Origin of the sequence: Galbibacter sp. BG1, assembly GCF_013391805.1 — a bacterium.
In the GTDB taxonomy this organism is placed as follows: Bacteria; Bacteroidota; Bacteroidia; order Flavobacteriales; family Flavobacteriaceae; genus Galbibacter.
In genome coordinates this window covers 1,200,151-1,219,243 of the sequence record NZ_CP058364.1, presented here as the reverse complement: position 1 = coordinate 1,219,243, position 19,093 = coordinate 1,200,151, and the positions used below count along the sequence as shown (strand labels likewise).

Genomic DNA, 19,093 nt, shown 5'->3' with positions numbered 1-19,093 from the left:
TTTTAAATCGGTTTATTGGAATATTCCCCATTTACCAAGCGCATTACTTTAAGTGGATTGGTGTTTTGTAATGCTTGTGGCAAGAGTTCCACGGGCCAATTTTGGTAGGCCACAGGGCGTACCCACCTTTTAATGGCAGCAACACCAACCGAAGTGTATTTGGCATCGGTAGTGGCTGGAAATGGACCTCCATGGTGCATGGAAGGGCAAACTTCGACTCCTGTAGGGACACTATTTAAAATAAGCCTCCCAACCCGTTCTTTTAAAGCATCTATAAGAGCCGATTTGTTTTTTAACTCGTCTTTATTTCCTAAAACAGTACCCGTTAATTGTCCTTCCAGTGCTTCTAGTATATGTTTTAATTCTTCATCATTCTCGCATTGAACCACCAGCGAGTAAGGGCCAAAAACTTCCTGATGTAACAAGGTGTTTTTTAGGAATTCCTGGCCGTTAACGGTTAGTACTTTTTGTTTTCCGAAGTTTGGCGACGCTTGTCCTTCGTATGCACCTACCAATTTTGTCTTGTCTTGTGCAGAGGCGAGTTCCATATTCTTTTGGTAGGTATCACAAATATTGGGGTGTAACATGGCGGTAGGAGCGATCTGGGATATTTCTTTACCTAATTGGGTTATAAAACCATTTAAAGCATCGCTTTTAACAGCCAATAAAAGACCAGGATTGGTACAAAATTGTCCCGCTCCCAAAGTAATGGAAGCAGCGTATTGTTGAGCCCAGTGACTGCTATGTTCTTTTAAGGCAGAGGGTAAAATAACAACAGGGTTAATGCTTCCCATTTCTGCATATACAGGTATGGGTTCTTTGCGTTCTTGTGCTAATTTAGAAAGCGCAGTTCCTCCTTTAATACTCCCGGTAAAACCAACGGCCTTAACTGTGGGATGCTTAACCAATTGCTGACCTACTTCTATCCCGCTGCTGTTTAAGTTAGAAAACACACCATTGGGCATCCCAGTTTTTTTGGCAGCCTTAATAATCGCTTCAGCAACCAATTCACCCGTACCGGCATGCATCGGGTGGCTCTTAACAATTACAGGGCATCCTGCCGCCAATGCGCTGGCAGTATCTCCGCCCGCTGTAGAGAAAGCCAAAGGGAAATTACTGGCTCCAAAAACTACTACAGGGCCTATGGGAAACAACATTTTACGAATGTCTGGTTTTGGCAAGGGCTCTCGTTTTGGTTGCGCCGTATCTATCGTGGCTTCTACCCAAGAACCTTCTTGCAACAAGGAAGCAAACGCTCTTAATTGTCCCATCGTTCTCCCACGTTCGCCTTTTGCCCTTCCCTCTGGAAGACCAGATTCTGCCACATATGTTTCTATAAGAAGATCGCCAAGTGCCTCAATTTCTTCAGCAATAGCATTGAGGAAATCAGCTTTTTTAGCTCCGGAAACGTTTTTATAGGTTTGAAAAGCTTCAGAGGCCAGTTCGACTGCTTGGTTTATTTCATCTTCCGTAGCTTCATAAAATGAATATGGAGTTTCTTTGTTTTCCTTCGGATTAAATGTTTTATAGGTTTTGTTTCCTTTTGCGATGCGTTCATCACCGATATAATTTTTTCCTGTGATCATTTAAAAACCTGTTTTTATTATTTCTGAATTTTAAGGGATGTTTCCAAAAACTAGCTTAAAATAAGCCTTTTATATCTAATTGGTTGGTATTAAGATTTGTTATTTCTATGCGCCGTCTGCTTAAAGCGATTTGTACGCGGGTAATTTTGGGCGGTTTTTCATTCCATTTTCGATGACTTTTAAAACACGTTTGCGTTCTTCTCCTTGCAGTGGTAGTCTGGGAGCTCTTACTCTTTCTGTTCCAATGCCGGTGGCTACCTCTGCCAATTTGATGTTTTGTACCAATTGGGGATTGATATCGAGCTCCAATAAAGGTAAAAACCATCGATAAATAGAAAGAGCTTCTATATTTTTACCTGCTTTTGCCAGCTTATAAATAGCTACTGTTTCTTCCGGAAAAGCACAAACAAGACCGGCAACCCAGCCATCAGCGCCCATGAATATACTTTCCAGACCCAGGGTGTCTACTCCCGTTAAAACTTTTAGCCGGTTTCCAAATCTATTTTTAATACGGGTTACGTTGGAGATATCCCTAGTAGATTCTTTAACTGCTTGGATATTCCCGCACTCCAATAATTCTTCAAACATATCTAAGGTTACTTCGATACCGTAATCTACAGGATTATTATAAACCATTATAGGTAAATCGGTACTACTTGCTACCTCTTTAAAATAGGTGACTGTTTCAAAATCATTGGCTTTATAGCGCATTGGAGGGAGCATCATAAGGCCGCTGGCTCCATTTTGCTTAGCCGTAGCTGCTGCTTTAATTGCACCTTTTGTAGTTTGCTCGGCAATATTAATAATTACCGGAATTTTTCCATCCACAATACGCACCGTTTCTTTTATTAAAGTTACCTTTTCCTCATCTGTAAGGGTGCTTGCTTCTCCCAGTGTTCCGCCTAAAATAATGCCACTTACGCCCGCCTCGAGCTGTGCTTTAATATTAACTTCAAACATTTGCAGGTCTAACGAATCATTTTCATCAAACTTTGTGGTCACTGCTGGCATTACACCTTCCCATTGTACATGCATAACTTTATTAAATTTGTTTTAAACAAAGCTATAGCAATAAGGTGGTTTTAACTGAAAGGATGTTAACTAGAATTATGCATATATTATCCCATTTAACAAGTATGTGGTGGTTTAGATGTGAATATATGGGAATAAATCAGCTTAATTGTTCGCGTACTTTCTTGGGTAATCCGTTAAATACTAACTGGTAAGAATGGTCTATGAGTTCTTTTATAAATTCATTGGATATTTCATACGGATCAAGGGTAACGGTATTCCAGTGTTTTTTGCTCATATGGTATCCAGGTTTTATATTTTCATAGCTTTCCCTAAGTTCCGTGGCCCATTCTGGATCGCATTTTAAATTAATGCTTTTATCTCCCGCTTCCCAACGGTCGAGTCCGCACAGGGCAAACATTTTCCCACCTACTTTAAATACAAGGGTGGTTTCATCGAAAGGGAAGTTTTCGGTAACGCCTTTTTTTGATAGGCAATATTGATAGAGTTCTTCGATGTTCATTTCACTAAAATTACAAAATGATTTTAAATTGAAGTCAGCCGTTTACTTTTAAAAGTAAATAGCTCAAAAAAACATCGTTTTTTTGAGCTATTTTATTTTTGTAGTCTAGTTGTTTTTATCTAAACATCATCGTAATCGATGGCGATGGTAGCAGTGGTTGGATGTGCTTGGCATGTTAAAATCAAGCCTTCTTCAATTTCGGCATCGGTTAAAATTTGGTTTTTTGCCATTTCAACTTTCCCTTCTGTCAACCTGGCTACACAACTGCTACAAACTCCTCCTTGGCAGGAGTATGGAGCGTCGAGATCTTCCTCTAGCACCGCATCGAGCACGCGCTGCTTTCTATCCATCATAATCTCGGTTTCTTCGTCGTCTATAATAACTTTTACTTTTGTCTTACCTTCTTCAATGGTTTCTGGAGCAGAGTGGTCGTCCGACGTGGTAAAGTGTTCCACGTGAATTTTATCCTGTGCAATGTCGTTTTCCCCCAGGGTGGCCTTTACAGTTTCGATCATGGCTTCTGGCCCACAAATGTAAAAAGCATCAAACGGGGTTTCTTTGTGTTTGTTTTTCAGAATAAAATTAATGGTGGATTTTTCAATACGACCAAATAAAGCACCTTCTTCTTCAGTTTGGCTGTAAACAAACTGTGCGCTTAGCCTGTCTGGATATTGTTTTAAAAGTTCCAACAATGTGCTGTGGAACATGGTTTCTTCCAAAGATTTATTTCCATACACCAGCAAAAAGTTTTTGTCGGTATTTTGAAGCACTTCTTTAACGATGCTTATTATAGGCGTTATTCCGCTTCCAGCCACAAAAGCTGCAATATGATCTCCTTTTTGAGTGTTTGCTTCAAAAGTGAAACGTCCTTCAGGCGGGTGCACTTCCAATTCGTCGCCTACTTTTATGGTCTGCGCATATTTAGAGAAGGTGCCATCGGGCATTTCTTTAATTCCCACGGAAATTCCTTCTTCATCTTTTCCGGAGCAAATTGAATAAGAACGGCGCAGTTCTGTGCCATTCAATTCTTTTTTTATAGTAATATATTGTCCTGGAATAAATTGAAATTCGTTTTGAAGTTCAGACGGAATTTCAAAGGTGATTACCACCGCTTTCGGTGTGATTTTATGTACAGCTTTTACTTTAAGCAAATGAAAGTGAGTCATCAAAAAAAGTTTTTGGCAAAAATAGACATAGATTTGACTCTAAAAAATGCCATTAGGAAAAATTTATGCAATATTGAATGAAATTGCCCGTCATGTTTAAAAAGTATAAAAGATTGATAAAATAGTAAGTGGATTTGAAATGGAATGGACTTAATTTTAAGGACTTAATTGAGATTCACCATGAAAATCGTTATTCAGATCGGCATTTTTTTTCTTGTAGCCTTCACTTTTGCACAAAGTCCGGTTAATAAGAACGCTACGAAAGAAGCAAAAAAATTGCTCTCTTATATTTATTCTTTGGAAGATAGCATTATTTCTGGGCAGCATACATACAATCGAAATCTTACGGAATTTTACGATCTGGCAAAGTCCATTTCTGGGAAAAATCCGGCAATTTGGGGAACAGACTTTTACTGGGCAGGAGAAAAAGATCCTGGGAAAAGTGTGGTGGCGGCGGCAAAAGAGATGCACACAAAAGGAGCGATTATCACATTGATGTGGCACGTAGGGAAACCCACCGATGACGCACCTTTTAAATGGAAAAAAAGTACACAAGGCGAACTCAATGAAAAGGAATGGGAGGCACTGGTGACTCCTGGAACCCCACTCTTTAAAAGATGGGAGGCGCAAGTAGATAACGTTGCCAAGTATTTAAAGGAATTGCAAAAAGCCAACATCCCGGTTCTATGGCGCCCGTACCACGAAATGAACGGTGTTTGGTTTTGGTGGGGAGATAAAAAAGGAGACAAAGGCTATATTCAATTATGGAAAAATTTATATGAAAGATTGGTAACGCATCATCAACTAAACAATTTATTATGGGTTTGGAACGCCAATGGGCCTAGGGACATTCCCAACGATCAAGCTTATGCATACAAGCACTATTACCCTGGACCCGAGTATGTAGATATTTTGGCAACTGATGTTTATCATTTTGATTATGAGCAAAAAGATTACAATGAATTACTAGAATTGGCCAACGGAAAACCCATTGCTTTAGGAGAGGTAGGAGAACTTCCCAAGGCAGATATTTTAGAGGCGCAGCCCAAATGGTCTTGGTTTATGGTATGGTCTAATTGGATTGAAACCGCAAACACCAAAGAAAGGGTACAGGAAATATACAACCGATCTAAGACAATTAGTAGGGATGATTTGCCTAAATTTTAGGATTAAATTTTTGTAAAAACAACGTCCCAAGATTTATTTACCCCTTAAAAGTTGTAACAATTTCATATTTTAACACACTGATAGTATTGAAATAACCATCAACTTTTATGATAAAACACTTCTTTTCCCTTCAGTGGAAATCTTTTTTTAGATCGGCTTCCTTTACTTCCAATCTGGCGATGAAGATTTTCATGGGATTTATAGCTCTTTATATGATAGCTAGTTTCTCTGTAATGGGAGGCGCGGCTTATTATTTAATTGAAGAAAAACTGGAATTAAATGCGCTGGAGGTCGTAAGTAGGTTCTTTATTTACTATTTGGTAATCGATCTCCTATTTCGGTACATGCTGCAAAAAATGCCAGTTGTAAATATTAAGCCTTTGTTATATATGCCGTTTAAAAAAGGGAAAATAGTTCAGTTTAGCCTCTGGAAAACGGTATTTTCATTCTTCAACATCATTCATGCTTTCTTTTTTATTCCTTTTTCGGTAGTACTTATTATTAACGGGTATGCACCAATTCAAATACTGGCTTGGTTGGTAGGGATTTTTGCATTGTTGTATTGCAATAACTTCATTAACATATTTCTAAATGGTGTAGATGCTGTTTTGGCAGTGGTGTTTGGAGTTATTATAATTTTGGGAGCTTGCCAATATTATCAAATATTCGATATTACCGTTTATACGGGCCCTATCTTCGAAATGTTCTACGGGATTCCTTATGTAGCTTTTGCCCCTATTTTGTTATTGGTAACGCTCTATTTTGTGGCCTTCAACTATTTTAAGAAGAACTTATACCTCGATGCTGGTTTGGCCAGTAAACACCAAGAGGCAAAGTCAGAAAATTTGGATTGGTTAAATAGATTTGGTAGTGTTTCTGTTTTTTTGAAAAATGACATCAAACTTATTAAAAGGAACAAACGCTCGAAGACATCTGTATTTATGAGTTTCCTTTTTATTTTTTACGGATTGTTGTTTTTTACCAACGCTTTGGAAGTATATCAAGGAGCACCTTGGCGTATTTTTGCAGCCATTTTCGTTACCGGCGGATTTCTTTTTAGTTTTGGTCAATTTGTACCAAGTTGGGATAGTGCTTACTATCCTTTAATGATGAGCCAAAATATTCGCTACAGGGATTACCTCAATGCCAAATGGTGGCTTTTGGTAATGGCCACCATAGTAACAACAATTCTAGCTACCTTTTATATTTATTTCGGGTGGGAAGTGTACCTGGCCATTGTGGTGGGCGCCATTTATAATATTGGTGTAAACTCCCATATGGTTTTATGGGGTGGTGCTTATGTAAAAACTCCGATAGATCTTACCAGTAATAAAAAAGCATTTGGCGATTCTCAGGCATTCAATTCCAAAACACTTTTATTAACACTGCCTAAAATGGTGCTTCCGGTAATTTTATATGCTCTCGGCCATTACACGGTAGGGCCTTTTCTGGGTTATCTATTGGTAGTTTTAATGGGGGTTTTAGGATTTGCCTTCAAGGAAAAAGTTTTTAATAAAATAGAAAACGTTTACAAAACAGAAAAGTACAAAACACTAGCCGCATACAAACAAAAGAAATAAATTATGATTACTATAGAAAACCTCTCTAAAACATACAATGGAAATACCGTTCTCTCCATTGAAAATCTTGAGATTCCAAACGGACAAACATTTGGTCTAGTGGGAAACAACGGCGCAGGAAAAACAACCTTGTTTAGTTTATTGTTAGACCTTATACAACCTAGTAGCGGATTTGTAAAAAACAATGAGGTTCAAGTAAACACCAGCGAAGATTGGAAACCATTTACAGCGGCCTTTATCGATGAAACCTTTTTAATTGGGTATTTAACCCCTGAAGAGTATTTCTACTTTATCGGGGAATTACGTGGTCAAAACAAAGAAGATATCGATGTTTTTTTAGCGGATTTTGAAGAGTTTTTTCACGGGGAGATTTTAGGTGGTAAAAAATACTTGAGGGATTTGTCCAAAGGAAATCAGAAAAAAGTTGGTATTGTCGCTTCTTTTATAGGGCTGCCGAAGGTGATTATTCTAGATGAACCTTTTGCTAATCTAGACCCATCCACGCAGTTTCGTTTGAAGAAATTGATAAACACCTTTAAGAACAATCCAGAGGTAACCGTTCTTATATCCAGTCACGATCTTTTACATGTAACCGAAGTTTGCGAGCGTATCGTGGTTTTAGAAAAAGGACAGGTAGTAAAAGATATAAAAACATCTCAAGCCACGTTAAAAGAATTGGAAACTTTCTTTTCTGAAGAGATTTTAAACGAAACAACAGCCTTGAGCTCCGAAAGCTAATTGTGGAGAGCTTTCAAAAAGCAATATTTCAATGAAGATAAATTCATTAGTTATTTCCTTTTTAATTCTGTTTTGCAATCATGCTTTTGCACAAAAAGAAGTTGCCGGAAAGGTTTTAGATGCCGAAACGAAAGAGGTGCTTCCATTTGTGAATATCGGGATTAAGGAAACCAATAACGGCACCATTTCTATGGAAGATGGCAGCTTTAGTTTAGAGGTGCCATCAGGGATGGAGAAAAATACAGTTACTTTTTCCTGCATTGGGTATCAACAAAAAGGGGTTTCAGTTTTAAAAATGGGAAGCAATGAAATTATTCTACTTCAAAAGGAAATCTATAAACTCGAAGAGGTAGTGGTTACCGATACCTTCGAGCAGCTCAAAGAAGAGAAACTGGGAAGCTATAGAAAATCTAGATACAACACGGGCGAATCGAATACAGGGGGGTACGGCGTTGGGAAAGAATATGGTATAAAAATAGCATCTCCTGGGCGTAATTATGTAGTAAAGAAAGTAAACTTCTCGCTAAAATTTAATACCCTGGATAGTGTTTTGTTTCGCATTAATATATACGATATTTCCAAAACGGGATGGCCAACCGAATCCATTTTGCCAAGGCAACTCTTTGTTAAAACCTATAAAAAACAGCAGTTGGTTACTTTAGATGTTTCCAATCTTAATCTGCGTCTTGATCAAGACGTTATAGTTACGCTCGAGCCGGTGCGCCTCTGGTATGATCCAAAAAACGACAATCAACTATTTTATGCGCAAGCCAAGGGATATCGTGGAGAAACATTCCTTAGGAAATCAAGTTTATCTTCTTGGCTAAAAAATGAACTCCCGCCATTTGCAATTTATTTTGACGTGGCCTATCTACAATAGCGCCAGTAAATACAATTCACAAGTGCTTAAAGAGGATGATCTTATACTGGTTTTATACACATTCCGCTTCAACTTCACTCCCAATTTTTATGGGGCAAGCTTATAAATTCCGACAGAAAACTGGAAGAAATAAAAAATAATGTATTTTTACCCTGTATCAGCAATAAATAGCTAACTTGAAAGTTACTATTGAAATACTATTGGTTTTTTGATTAAATACCTTAAAATACCTGCTTATCTCCTTCTTTTGGTGCTCCTCGCTATGGCCTGTTCCACCAAGAAAGATACCGTTGTTAATAGAAATTTCCATGCCCTCAACACTAAATTCAATATTCTCTATAACGGGCAATTGGCTTTGGAGGAAGGGCAGGAGAAACTCGCAGAAACTTATGTAGATAATTATTGGGAGATACTTCCTGTGGAACGTATGGAAATACGTGAGGAAATTATCATCGATACTTCTAAATTGAACCCAAATTTTCAAAGAGCCGAAGAAAAAGCGACCAAAGCCATACAAAAACATGGAATGAATATTGGCGGACAGGAGCGAAACCCTCAAATAGATGAAGCTTATTTATTGCTAGGGAAAGCCCGATATTACGATCAGCGTTTTGTACCCGCTTTAGAAGCCTTTAATTACATATTGTTAAAATACACCGATAGCGATATCATTCACCAGGCCGGTATTTGGAGGGAAAAAACCAATATAAGGATGGAAAATGAAGAAGTGGCAATTACCAACTTCAAAAAAATCCTTCAGCTAGATATTTCTCAACAGCAGTATGCAGATGCCTCTGCAATGATGGCACAAGCTTATATCAACTTAAAACAAAAAGACAGCGCCATATTCCGATTAAAACTTGCTGCAAATGCCACTAAGAAAAATGAAGAAAAGGGACGCTACAATTATATTATTGGGCAGCTTTACGACGAAAAGGGAGAGTTAGACAGTGCTAATATAGCTTTTGATAAAGTGATAGCATTAAATAGAAAGTCGCCACGTATTTATATGATGAATGCATATGTGGAAAAAATAAAAAACCAATACCAAAGGGATGAAGAAGACTCTACGTTGTTGGAGTTTTTAGATAAACTGGAAAGAAACCGTGAAAACCGTCCTTACCTTGGCAAGTTGTACCGCCTTAATGCAGCTTATTATTTAAAGAACGATAGCATTGCTTTAGCGCAGTACTATTTAAATCAATCGCTGCGAAACACAGAAAACGATCCTAATTTAAATGCCCTAAATTATGAAGATTTGGCAACCATGTATTTCGATAATGCATATTATAAAGATGCAGGGGCATATTACGACAGTACTTTAACCAATGTCGATCCGAACTCGAAAAAATTTAGAACACTTAGCCGTAAACGTGAAAACTTAGAAAGTGTAATAAAATACGAGGAGATTGCCCGTAGAAATGATAGCATTTTAACGGTGTTGGCAATGACCGATGAGGAAATGACGGCATACTATCAAAACTATATAGATTCTATTAAATCTATTGAAGAAGAAAAAAGGGAGAAAGAAAAAATTGCACTTCTTCAGCAAAATACTTTTGGCGACTTGGGAGCCATTGGCAAAAACCAAAAAAGAACTGCAGCTGATTTTTATTTTTACAATCCTGTAAGCGTGCAGTATGGTATACAAGAGTTTAGAAAGCTTTGGGGAAATCGTGGTCTGGAAGATAATTGGCGTTTAAACAACAGCGCAGTGGCCAATAAACAGCAACAGGAAATTGTAGATGTTGCGGTGCCCGAAGATTCTAATTTATACAAAGTGGAATTCTATACCAGCCAGCTTCCCACCGAACCCGATGCTATCGATAGCATTCATCAAGAGAATAATTTTGCTTATTATCAATTGGGACTTATTTATAAAGAAAAGTTTCAGGAATATGGGTTGGCGGCCAATAAATTGGAAACACTTTTAAAAAATGATCCCGAAGAACGTTTGGTACTTCCCGCTAAGTACAACTTGTATAAGATATATCAGCAAATCGGTTCGCCGTTGGCAGACCAATACAAGGCAGATATCATTTCCAATCATTCTGGGTCGCGTTATGCAAACATTCTGGAAAATCCAACTGCAGCACTTTCAGAAGATGGCTCCAGTCCTAATGCGGTATATGCAGCACTGTATAAGGACTTTGAAAATCAGCGTTACCAGAAGGTCATTACAGAGGCAGATGAGAACATCTCTAAATACAATGGGGAAGAAGTCATGCTGAAGTTTGAAATGCTAAAAGCTTCCGCTAGAGCCCGCTTGTATGGTTTGGATGCGTACAAAGAGTCGCTCAACTATATTGCCTTAAACTATCCTAACGATGAAGAAGGAGAGGAGGCACAGAATATTTTGGATACTACCATTCCTATGGTAGCAGATTCTACATTTAATATGGACCCGATGGCTTCCGATAAATGGAAAGTAATTTATCCCTTCAAAACCAGTTCAGAAAAAGAAATGGATAAGCTTTCCAAAACAATAGACAAATCTTTAAAAGACTTAAAATACAACTTTGTTACTGTTTCCAAAGATATTTACAGCCCTACCACAATATTTTTAGTGGTTCATGGTTTTGATAGTAAGTTAAGGGCAGAAGGCTATGCAGAGCTTTTAAACATTAACAAAGATTATTTGGTTGAGAATGAGAAATTTGTAATTTCGTCTCCCAATTATAAAAAAGTACAAATTCACAAGAATTTGCCTTCTTATTTAGCTGAATATAAAACAATTAACCCAAATCTAAATAACTAAAGAGATGTTTGCAGAATCTAAAAAAAACCGAATAGAACCCGTAGCGGGCCAAACCAATAGAATAGTAGAAAACACTAAAATTAAAGGAGATTTAATTTCTGAAGCAGATATTCGTATTGATGGAGATCTAGAGGGCAGTATTACAGCAAAAGGAAAAGTTGTAATTGGAAGGGCCGGAAAAGTTGTTGGAAAGATCGAATGTATGAATGCCGATGTAGAAGGAACTTTTGATGGTGATTTAAAGGTGGAAAACGTGTTAAGTTTAAAAGGAACTGCGGTTATAGAAGGCGATGTTATTGTAGGTAAATTGGCAGTGGAGCCAGGTGCTACTTTTAACGCTTCTTGTTCTATGAAAGGCGCTTCTTTAAAATCTGTAAAAGAAGATGAGCAAAAGCAACAAAAATCAAACGAAAAATCAGCTTAATTCCTGGATTAAGTTTACCAATATTGGTCTCCAAATGGGCATTATTATTGCTGCGGGAGTATTTTTAGGGGTTTGGTTGGATGAAAAGTATTCTAATAAAACCTCCACATTTACTATAATTTTTTCTTTAGTAGGGGTTTTTGCCGCACTATATAATGTCTACAGGCAAGTAAAAGATCTGGGAAAAGATTCGTAAAATTTATTGATGAAAAAACAGTTACTTTCTTTCTTTAAGATTTTAGTGCCTATTACCATTGTGTTGATTGGGCTTCAGTATTATTTCCAAGCAAAGATTTATACAGAAACAGAGTTTTTCTATTCCGTTTGGAGCATTTATGCATTCCATGTGGTAATTACTATAGTCTTATACATTGCCATACTTTCCATTCATAAAATATTACCGCATAACACAGGTTTTGTCTTCTTGGGTTTTAGCGGACTCAAAATGTTGGCTGCCATTGTTTTTCTTATTCCGCTTTTTCAAGCGTCTCTAGAGAATCCTATTCCAACGGTGTTCAGTTTTTTTATTCCCTATTTCGTTTATTTATTTTTAGAGGCATTCTTTGTTATAAAACTCTTGAAATGAGTCTTTTTTGATAAAAAATATTCTTTTTCTTACCTAGCGAAAAAAAAATAGTTGTTAACTTCTTAATGTGAATAAAAAATGTACCTTTGCACCAAATTTTTGAGGACCGTTTATTTTATCAACAAGAGGTATGATGATAGCACAGAAATCTTTAAAGAGATTTTTTCTTTTAGTAATGTTTTTTATTTCTTTAGGAGCTTTCGCTCAAGAACACGAAAACACTCATAATGAGGAGGCTGCCGATGAAGCTTTTAATGCAACAGAATTAATAGATCATCACATTAATGATTCTCACGAATTCCATATCGCAGATTGGGAAGGTCGTGCAATTTCTATGCCACTTCCTGTGATTTTATGGACGGAAAACGGGTTAGTTACGTTTATGTCTTCAGAATTTCATCACGATGAAGAAGGGGAAGTAATCGTAGAGAAAAACGGTATGAAGTTTGCCCGTGTTCACGATCAAATATACTACGCAGATGGAGGATTGAGTTTTGATGAAGAGCATCATGTAACCAACAGTCGTCCGTTAGACTTTTCCATAACCAAAAATGTTTTCACTTTAATACTAACAGCAATAATAATGTTGTTGGTGTTTATTCCGGTGGCAAATTCATACAAAAAGAATGGAAAAGCACCGAGAGGGATCGCTGGGTTTATGGAGCCATTGATTGTTTTTGTTCGCGACGATATTGCAAGACCAAATATTGGGGAGAAAAAATATAAAAAGTACATGCCTTACTTGTTAACGGTGTTCTTTTTAATATGGATTGCAAACCTTTTTGGGTTAATTCCTTTCTTTCCATTTCAAGGAACGCTTACCAACAACATTGTATTTACGGGAGTTTTAGCAACCTTTACTTTTTTAATTACCATATTTAGTGGGAATAAAAGTTATTGGGGTCATATTTTTGCAACACCAGGGGTTCCAAAATGGTTATTACCAATTATGATTCCCGTAGAGGTTTTAGGGATGTTTACCAAGCCATTTGCTTTAATGGTACGTTTGTTTGCCAACATTACGGCAGGGCACATTATCATTTTAAGTTTAATGGCGTTAATATTTATATTTGAAACAGCTTGGGTTTCACCAGTTTCCATAGCATTTTCATTATTTATGTATTTTCTAGAATTATTGGTGGCGGCTTTACAAGCCTATGTATTTACCTTGCTTTCTGCCTTGTTTATTGGACAAGCGGTAGAGGAGCATCATTAAAATTGAGTTTTATTTAATAACTATTATAAATTTTTAATTATGATTTTAGCTGGAATAGGAGCTGGATTAGCTGCCATCGGTGCAGGAGTAGGTATCGGTAAAATTGGAGGATCTGCAATGGATGCTATTGCACGTCAACCAGAGGCGGCTGCAAAAATTCAAACTGCTATGATTATTGCTGCGGCACTTATTGAGGGTGTGGCACTTTTCGCAGTGGTTGTTGCGTTAATTACTAACGGATAATTTTTGACAACAAAAATCAAGCTATAACGGTTGGTTGTAGCTTGATTTTACCTAACAAAAGAACAACGTTTTTTAATATTTTTTATAATGAATATTACACATCCTGAAAGTTTAATTTTTTGGTCTATAATCGTTTTCGTAATTCTATTCATATTATTACGCAAATATGCTTGGAAACCTATCTTGGGAGCGGTAAGCAGCAGGGAAGAATCTATCAACAAGGCTTTGAGCGCGGCAGACGATGCCCGTAAGGAGTTACAGAATCTTCAAGCTGATAACGAAAAGCTATTACAGGAGGCGCGTGCAGAAAGAGATGCTATGATTAAGGAAGCTCGTGAAATTAAAGATAAAATGATTTCCGAAGCAAAGGGAGAAGCACAAGTGCAGGCCGATAAAATGATTAAGCAAGCCCAGCAGACTATTCAAAGTGAAAAGCAAGCTGCGGTTGCAGAGCTTAAAAATCAGGTAGCTGCTTTATCTGTGGAAATAGCAGAGAAGGTTGTAAAGTCGGAACTTTCGTCTAAAGACAAGCAGTTAAAGCTGGTAGACGATATGTTGAACGAAGTTACTTTAAACTAATTTGTAAGTAGGAACACCATGACAGGTACCAGAGCAGGACAAAGATACGCAAAGGCTGTTTTAGACTATGCAAAAGAGCAAAATGCTCTTGAAGTGGTAAATGCAGATATGAAAGATATTTTTGCTACTATAAATGGGAGTAAGGAGTTGCAAAATGTAATTCAAAGTCCTATTATAAAGCTTTCCAATAAAAAGGCGGCTTTAATGGAAATTTTTTCCCGGATAAATACAGTTTCTCAAGGTCTAATTGATGTGCTTATTGAAAACAACCGTATCGATTTACTAAAAGTGGTTGCAGAAAAGTATATCATCCTTTATGATAAAATGAGAGGAGAAGAAGTTGCTGTGGTAACAACGGCTGTTCCATTATCTGGAGAGCTCGAGAAAAAAGTACTGGCTAAGGTAAACGAGCTTACCGGAAATAAAGCAACTATAGAAAATAAAGTTGATGAAAGCATTATAGGCGGTTTTATATTACGTGTAGGAGATCTACAGTACAACGCAAGTATAGCTTATCAATTAAATAATCTCAAAAGAGATTTACACAATAACACATACGTTTCTTAAATATAAAATTAAAGGTAAGGTGCTTTAATTATAGAGCATCTAAAATCTAAATACTAAATAAGATGGCTGAAGTTAAAGCGGCTGAGGTATCAGCAATATTAAAAAAGCAACTATCAGGATTTGAAGCAAAAGCTTCATTAGACGAAGTGGGAACTGTACTCCAGATAGGGGATGGTATTGCCCGTGTTTACGGATTGTCGAATGCACAATACGGAGAGTTAGTGCAATTTGAATCTGGACTGGAAGGGATTGTACTTAACCTAGAGGAAGACAATGTTGGTATTGTACTTTTAGGACCTTCAAAAGAGATTAAAGAGGGTGATACTGTAAAGCGTACACAGCGTATCGCATCTATTAAGGTAGGTGAGGAAATGGTAGGCCGTGTAGTAGATACTTTAGGAAACCCTATCGATGGTAAAGGTCCAATTGGTGGTGAGCTTTTTGAAATGCCACTAGAGCGTAAGGCTCCTGGGGTAATCTTCCGTCAGCCAGTAAACGAGCCAATGCAAACAGGAATCAAATCTATCGATGCGATGATCCCTGTGGGTAGAGGACAACGTGAATTGGTTATTGGTGACCGTCAAACGGGTAAAACTACCGTTTGTATCGATACCATTATCAATCAGAAAGAATTTTACGATGCTGGAAAACCAGTATTTTGTATATATGTTGCTGTCGGGCAAAAAGCCTCTACGGTAGCAGCAATCGCTAAGACTTTAGAAGATAAAGGAGCCTTGGCTTACACAGTAATTGTTGCGGCAAATGCATCAGATCCTGCTCCTATGCAGGTGTATGCTCCATTTGCAGGTGCGGCAATTGGTGAATATTTTAGAGATACAGGACGTCCTGCATTAATTGTTTACGATGATTTATCTAAGCAAGCGGTGGCTTATCGTGAGGTATCTTTATTACTTCGTCGTCCACCGGGACGTGAGGCGTATCCTGGAGACGTTTTCTTCTTGCACTCTAGATTATTGGAGCGCGCTGCAAAAGTGATTGCAGACGATGATATTGCAAAGGAAATGAACGATCTTCCAGAGTCTCTTAAACCAATTGTAAAGGGTGGCGGTTCTTTAACGGCGTTACCAATTATCGAAACACAGGCGGGAGACGTTTCAGCATATATCCCAACCAACGTAATTTCCATTACAGATGGTCAGATTTTCTTGGAGTCAGATTTATTCAACTCTGGGGTACGTCCAGCAATTAACGTAGGTATTTCGGTATCTCGTGTTGGGGGTAATGCGCAAATAAAATCCATGAAAAAAGTAGCGGGTACTTTAAAGTTAGACCAAGCACAATACCGGGAACTAGAAGCGTTTGCGAAGTTTGGTTCTGATCTTGATGCGGCTACCATGAATGTTATTAGCAAAGGTAAGAGAAACGTAGAGATATTAAAGCAAGCTCAAAACGATCCTTATACTGTAGAAGATCAAATTGCTATAATCTATGCAGGATCTAAGAATTTGTTAAGAGAAGTTCCTGTGGAGAAAGTAAAAGAATTTGAAAGAGATTATTTAGAGTTCTTGAATGCTAAACACAGAGGTGTTTTAGATACTTTAAAAGCTGGTAAACTTACCGATGAGGTTACAGACACGCTAACCAAAGTGGCAAAAGAAGTTTCAGCAAAATATAAATAGGCCCCACTCGGTCTCCCCAAAGGGGAGAAGATTGGATTAAAATAACTTTACTAATTTAAAATCATTAAGTCCTCTCCTTTGGAGAGGATTTAGGAGAGGCTAGAATGGCAAATTTAAAAGAAATACGTAGCAGAATTTCATCGGTTGGATCAACGATGCAGATTACCAGTGCCATGAAAATGGTATCGGCAGCAAAGTTGAAAAAAGCGCAAGATGCAATTACAGCGATGCGTCCATATTCCGATAAACTTACCGAGCTTTTACAAAGTCTTAGTGCAACCTTGGAAGGTGATGCTGGAAGCGTTTTTGCTGAACAAAGAGAAGTTAAAAAGGTATTGGTAGTTGCCATTACATCCAATAGAGGTTTGTGTGGTGCATTTAACACCAATGTTATTAAAGCTTCTAATCGTCTTGCAACCACAACGTATACTGATAAGAAAGTGAGCTTTGTAACTATTGGTAAAAAAGGGAACGATATCCTTAAAAAAAACCATTACGTTACCCATAACAATAATGAGATTTTTGAGGATTTGACATTTGATAACGTTTCTGTTATTGCAGAACGTTTAATGATGCTTTTTAAAGAAGGAACCTACGATAAAATCGTTTTGGTATACAATCACTTTAAAAATGCAGCGACGCAAATAGTTAAAACAGAAGATTTTTTGCCAATTAAGCCTATTGAAAGTGAAGAACCTACGGCTGTGGCAGATTATATTTTTGAGCCTTCAAAAGAAGAAATTATTGAAACGTTAATCCCGAAGTCATTAAAAACGCAGTTGTATAAAGCGATTCGCGATTCATTCGCCTCTGAACACGGAGCACGTATGACGGCGATGCATAAAGCAACAGACAATGCGGCGGATTTAAAAGCGGAGTTGACACTTACGTATAACAAAGCACGACAAGCTGCCATCACCAACGAAATTTTAGAAATTGTTGGAGGTGCTGAGGCATTGAACAATTAGCGACCAGTCGGGAGCAAATTCTCACAAGGCAGAAGCATTGAACAATTAGCGACCAGTCGGGAGCAAATTCTCACAAAGCCGAAGCATTGAACAATTAGCGACCAGGTGGGAGCATTTAACAATTAGATAATTACACGATACATTATACAATGAGCCTTGCAATTTTGCAGGGCTTTTTGTTTTCCTAGGAATAGGGATCAAAAAAAAAACCGGCAGCGATTTAAATCCACTACCGGTTTTTAACCTAAAACTTAACTATATTTTTAACGCCTACCTCGTTTTATTCAAAGGTTGGCTCAGGCTCTACCATCATAGGGCCCTGAGTGTAAGTAAAAGTCAAATCCACTTCCTGGCGCTGTCCATTTGCATCGGTTACAATTCCTCTACTTGCTACGGTATAAGAAGTTCTATCTTCGCTAAAAGAAATTTCTTCGATACTTTCAAAACAGTTAGTAATTAGCCCAAGAGTGTTTCCACCTAATTTCCAAGTTCCTGTAAATTGTTCGCTGCGGTTGCAATCCGCTGTGTTTTTACCTTGGTCATAAGTAAAAGTTCTGTCCGTGTTGTATTCGTAAACAATATCTGTAAGACAAGAATCTTCTTGGGCAAAAATATCAGTGCTTGGGTTGTCTACATCATCATCCGTAAGGTCAATCGCTTCGCTAGATTCTATTCCCGTTAGTGTCCATGTTCCGGCAAAAGATGCTTCTTGCTCAGATAATGCTCCTGTATAATCTTGGGCACAGCTAGCTCCATCGTCGTCGTTACAGCCAATAAATAGTCCAGATAAAGCCACAAATAAAGAAGCGGCTATTAATTTTCTTGTTTTCATTTAAAATCTTTACTTTAAGTTTAACCTTTTATAGTAGAGGGTGAAAAACAAAAAAGGTTGCGTGCAGAACTAAAGATTTTTAAAATTTTATAAGATGGAAAGAATTTTAGCGCTGGTTGCTCTAAAAGTAATGGTGTTGCCGAGTTCTTTTCCAAGGAGCAAATTACCTATTGGGGACTGGGGAGAGATACAGTAAACAGTTTTTTTATCGATGGTAATCACGCCCAAAGAAACAGATATGAAATAAAAACCATTTTCAGTTTCAACAAGGCTTCCGGTGCGGATTTTTTTCTGACCTACTTCGGAAGTACTTTGTAATTTTATTATAGAAAATGCTTGAAACATGGCTTCGATTTCCTTTAAACGATTACCGGCTTTTTCACGTTCCAGTTGAAGCATAGCCCGCCCTGTTTCGTGTTTATCGCCCGCACTGCTTTTAGTTTCTGAAGTTAAAGATTCTTCTATGGCAGCTATGGATTTTTGAATCTGATAATGACGTTCATTTAATAGTTCTTGGCATTTGCTTATAATATGTTTCTTTAAACTCTTTTCCATGGTTTAAAATTAAAGAGATCCAACTCTTTGGTATATCTGTACAAATGCAAAAATACAGCATAGCAGATTGCTAG

Annotated in this window: 20 protein-coding genes; 14 read left to right on the top strand and 6 right to left on the bottom strand. The window is 37.6% G+C overall.

Going from position 1 to position 19,093, the window contains the following annotated elements; translation table 11 throughout:
* Positions 1 to 2: 2 nt before the first annotated feature.
* The 4 genes from HX109_RS05320 to HX109_RS05305 all read right to left on the bottom strand — a co-directional run bounded on the left by HX109_RS05320 (position 3) and on the right by HX109_RS05305 (position 4,286).
* Entirely contained in the window at positions 3 to 1,586 is a 1,584-nt protein-coding gene (locus HX109_RS05320; RefSeq protein WP_178950160.1) for an aldehyde dehydrogenase (NADP(+)), read from the bottom strand.
* 120 nt (positions 1,587 to 1,706) lie between these two features.
* Positions 1,707 to 2,621, bottom strand: coding sequence for a dihydrodipicolinate synthase family protein (locus tag HX109_RS05315; RefSeq protein WP_178950159.1), 915 nt, complete (start codon positions 2,619 to 2,621; stop codon positions 1,707 to 1,709).
* Between the two features lie 136 nt (positions 2,622 to 2,757).
* A complete protein-coding gene (locus HX109_RS05310) occupies positions 2,758 to 3,120 on the bottom strand; it encodes an MmcQ/YjbR family DNA-binding protein (RefSeq protein ID WP_178950158.1) in 363 nt (120 codons plus the stop codon).
* A gap of 119 nt (positions 3,121 to 3,239) precedes the next feature.
* Positions 3,240 to 4,286 (bottom strand): ferredoxin--NADP reductase, encoded by a 1,047-nt coding sequence (locus HX109_RS05305; RefSeq protein ID WP_178950157.1) that lies wholly within the window; start codon positions 4,284 to 4,286, stop codon positions 3,240 to 3,242.
* Between the two features lie 180 nt (positions 4,287 to 4,466).
* On the opposite strand from HX109_RS05305, the gene HX109_RS05300 reads away from it, so the two are divergent.
* From HX109_RS05300 to atpG, 14 genes are all read left to right on the top strand, one after another.
* Positions 4,467 to 5,453, top strand: a complete 987-nt coding sequence (locus tag HX109_RS05300) for a glycosyl hydrolase (protein WP_178950156.1) — start codon at positions 4,467 to 4,469, stop codon at positions 5,451 to 5,453.
* A gap of 107 nt (positions 5,454 to 5,560) precedes the next feature.
* On the top strand, positions 5,561 to 7,033 hold the full coding sequence (locus tag HX109_RS05295; protein WP_178950155.1) for a DUF5687 family protein: 1,473 nt from the start codon (positions 5,561 to 5,563) through the stop codon (positions 7,031 to 7,033).
* 3 nt (positions 7,034 to 7,036) lie between these two features.
* Entirely contained in the window at positions 7,037 to 7,771 is a 735-nt protein-coding gene (locus HX109_RS05290; protein WP_178950154.1) for an ABC transporter ATP-binding protein, read from the top strand.
* A gap of 31 nt (positions 7,772 to 7,802) precedes the next feature.
* Positions 7,803 to 8,651 (top strand): carboxypeptidase-like regulatory domain-containing protein, encoded by an 849-nt coding sequence (locus HX109_RS05285; protein ID WP_178950153.1) that lies wholly within the window; start codon positions 7,803 to 7,805, stop codon positions 8,649 to 8,651.
* Between the two features lie 208 nt (positions 8,652 to 8,859).
* On the top strand, positions 8,860 to 11,409 hold the full coding sequence (locus HX109_RS05280) for a hypothetical protein (protein WP_317170436.1): 2,550 nt from the start codon (positions 8,860 to 8,862) through the stop codon (positions 11,407 to 11,409).
* A 4-nt stretch (positions 11,410 to 11,413) separates the two neighbouring features.
* Positions 11,414 to 11,833, top strand: coding sequence for a polymer-forming cytoskeletal protein (locus HX109_RS05275; protein WP_178950152.1), 420 nt, complete (start codon positions 11,414 to 11,416; stop codon positions 11,831 to 11,833).
* Positions 11,793 to 12,029, top strand: coding sequence for an AtpZ/AtpI family protein (locus HX109_RS05270; protein WP_178950151.1), 237 nt, complete (start codon positions 11,793 to 11,795; stop codon positions 12,027 to 12,029). The genes HX109_RS05275 and HX109_RS05270 overlap by 41 nt, the downstream gene beginning before the upstream one ends.
* Before the next feature lie 9 nt (positions 12,030 to 12,038).
* Positions 12,039 to 12,419, top strand: coding sequence for a hypothetical protein (locus tag HX109_RS05265; protein ID WP_178950150.1), 381 nt, complete (start codon positions 12,039 to 12,041; stop codon positions 12,417 to 12,419).
* Between the two features lie 133 nt (positions 12,420 to 12,552).
* Positions 12,553 to 13,635, top strand: a complete 1,083-nt coding sequence (atpB, locus tag HX109_RS05260; RefSeq protein ID WP_178954065.1) for a F0F1 ATP synthase subunit A — start codon at positions 12,553 to 12,555, stop codon at positions 13,633 to 13,635.
* Between the two features lie 39 nt (positions 13,636 to 13,674).
* On the top strand, positions 13,675 to 13,878 hold the full coding sequence (gene atpE / locus HX109_RS05255; protein WP_178950149.1) for an ATP synthase F0 subunit C: 204 nt from the start codon (positions 13,675 to 13,677) through the stop codon (positions 13,876 to 13,878).
* An 87-nt stretch (positions 13,879 to 13,965) separates the two neighbouring features.
* Entirely contained in the window at positions 13,966 to 14,457 is a 492-nt protein-coding gene (locus tag HX109_RS05250) for a F0F1 ATP synthase subunit B (protein ID WP_178950148.1), read from the top strand.
* 18 nt (positions 14,458 to 14,475) lie between these two features.
* A complete protein-coding gene (gene atpH / locus HX109_RS05245; RefSeq protein ID WP_178950147.1) occupies positions 14,476 to 15,024 on the top strand; it encodes an ATP synthase F1 subunit delta in 549 nt (182 codons plus the stop codon).
* Positions 15,025 to 15,086: 62 nt separating this feature from the next.
* The gene (atpA, locus tag HX109_RS05240) at positions 15,087 to 16,664 is read left to right on the top strand and encodes a F0F1 ATP synthase subunit alpha (protein WP_178950146.1); all 1,578 of its coding nucleotides are present in this window, start codon (positions 15,087 to 15,089) and stop codon (positions 16,662 to 16,664) included.
* Between the two features lie 104 nt (positions 16,665 to 16,768).
* Positions 16,769 to 17,632: an ATP synthase F1 subunit gamma gene (gene atpG / locus HX109_RS05235; protein WP_178950145.1), complete on the top strand. Its 864-nt coding sequence runs from the start codon at positions 16,769 to 16,771 to the stop codon at positions 17,630 to 17,632.
* A gap of 280 nt (positions 17,633 to 17,912) precedes the next feature.
* On the opposite strand, the gene HX109_RS05230 is transcribed toward atpG, so the two are convergent.
* A complete protein-coding gene (locus HX109_RS05230) occupies positions 17,913 to 18,464 on the bottom strand; it encodes a DUF5004 domain-containing protein (protein ID WP_178950144.1) in 552 nt (183 codons plus the stop codon).
* 87 nt (positions 18,465 to 18,551) lie between these two features.
* Positions 18,552 to 19,019 carry a GreA/GreB family elongation factor gene (locus HX109_RS05225; protein ID WP_178950143.1) on the bottom strand — a complete coding sequence of 156 codons (468 nt, stop codon included), beginning with the start codon at positions 19,017 to 19,019 and terminating at the stop codon, positions 18,552 to 18,554.
* Positions 19,020 to 19,093 lie beyond the last annotated feature (74 nt).

Bases quoted from the DNA above. Each gene is read 5' to 3' on its own strand.
- HX109_RS05320 (WP_178950160.1), bottom strand. From the start codon at position 1,586: ATGATCACAGGAAAAAATTATATCGGTGATGAACGCATCGCAAAAGGA.
- HX109_RS05315 (WP_178950159.1), bottom strand. From the start codon at position 2,621: ATGCATGTACAATGGGAAGGTGTAATGCCAGCAGTGACCACAAAGTTT.
- HX109_RS05310 (WP_178950158.1), bottom strand. From the start codon at position 3,120: ATGAACATCGAAGAACTCTATCAATATTGCCTATCAAAAAAAGGCGTT.
- HX109_RS05305 (WP_178950157.1), bottom strand. From the start codon at position 4,286: ATGACTCACTTTCATTTGCTTAAAGTAAAAGCTGTACATAAAATCACA.
- HX109_RS05300 (WP_178950156.1), top strand. From the start codon at position 4,467: ATGAAAATCGTTATTCAGATCGGCATTTTTTTTCTTGTAGCCTTCACT.
- HX109_RS05295 (WP_178950155.1), top strand. From the start codon at position 5,561: ATGATAAAACACTTCTTTTCCCTTCAGTGGAAATCTTTTTTTAGATCG.
- HX109_RS05290 (WP_178950154.1), top strand. From the start codon at position 7,037: ATGATTACTATAGAAAACCTCTCTAAAACATACAATGGAAATACCGTT.
- HX109_RS05285 (WP_178950153.1), top strand. From the start codon at position 7,803: ATGAAGATAAATTCATTAGTTATTTCCTTTTTAATTCTGTTTTGCAAT.
- HX109_RS05275 (WP_178950152.1), top strand. From the start codon at position 11,414: ATGTTTGCAGAATCTAAAAAAAACCGAATAGAACCCGTAGCGGGCCAA.
- HX109_RS05270 (WP_178950151.1), top strand. From the start codon at position 11,793: ATGAGCAAAAGCAACAAAAATCAAACGAAAAATCAGCTTAATTCCTGG.
- HX109_RS05265 (WP_178950150.1), top strand. From the start codon at position 12,039: ATGAAAAAACAGTTACTTTCTTTCTTTAAGATTTTAGTGCCTATTACC.
- atpB (WP_178954065.1), top strand. From the start codon at position 12,553: ATGATAGCACAGAAATCTTTAAAGAGATTTTTTCTTTTAGTAATGTTT.
- atpE (WP_178950149.1), top strand. From the start codon at position 13,675: ATGATTTTAGCTGGAATAGGAGCTGGATTAGCTGCCATCGGTGCAGGA.
- HX109_RS05250 (WP_178950148.1), top strand. From the start codon at position 13,966: ATGAATATTACACATCCTGAAAGTTTAATTTTTTGGTCTATAATCGTT.
- atpH (WP_178950147.1), top strand. From the start codon at position 14,476: ATGACAGGTACCAGAGCAGGACAAAGATACGCAAAGGCTGTTTTAGAC.
- atpA (WP_178950146.1), top strand. From the start codon at position 15,087: ATGGCTGAAGTTAAAGCGGCTGAGGTATCAGCAATATTAAAAAAGCAA.
- atpG (WP_178950145.1), top strand. From the start codon at position 16,769: ATGGCAAATTTAAAAGAAATACGTAGCAGAATTTCATCGGTTGGATCA.
- HX109_RS05230 (WP_178950144.1), bottom strand. From the start codon at position 18,464: ATGAAAACAAGAAAATTAATAGCCGCTTCTTTATTTGTGGCTTTATCT.
- HX109_RS05225 (WP_178950143.1), bottom strand. From the start codon at position 19,019: ATGGAAAAGAGTTTAAAGAAACATATTATAAGCAAATGCCAAGAACTA.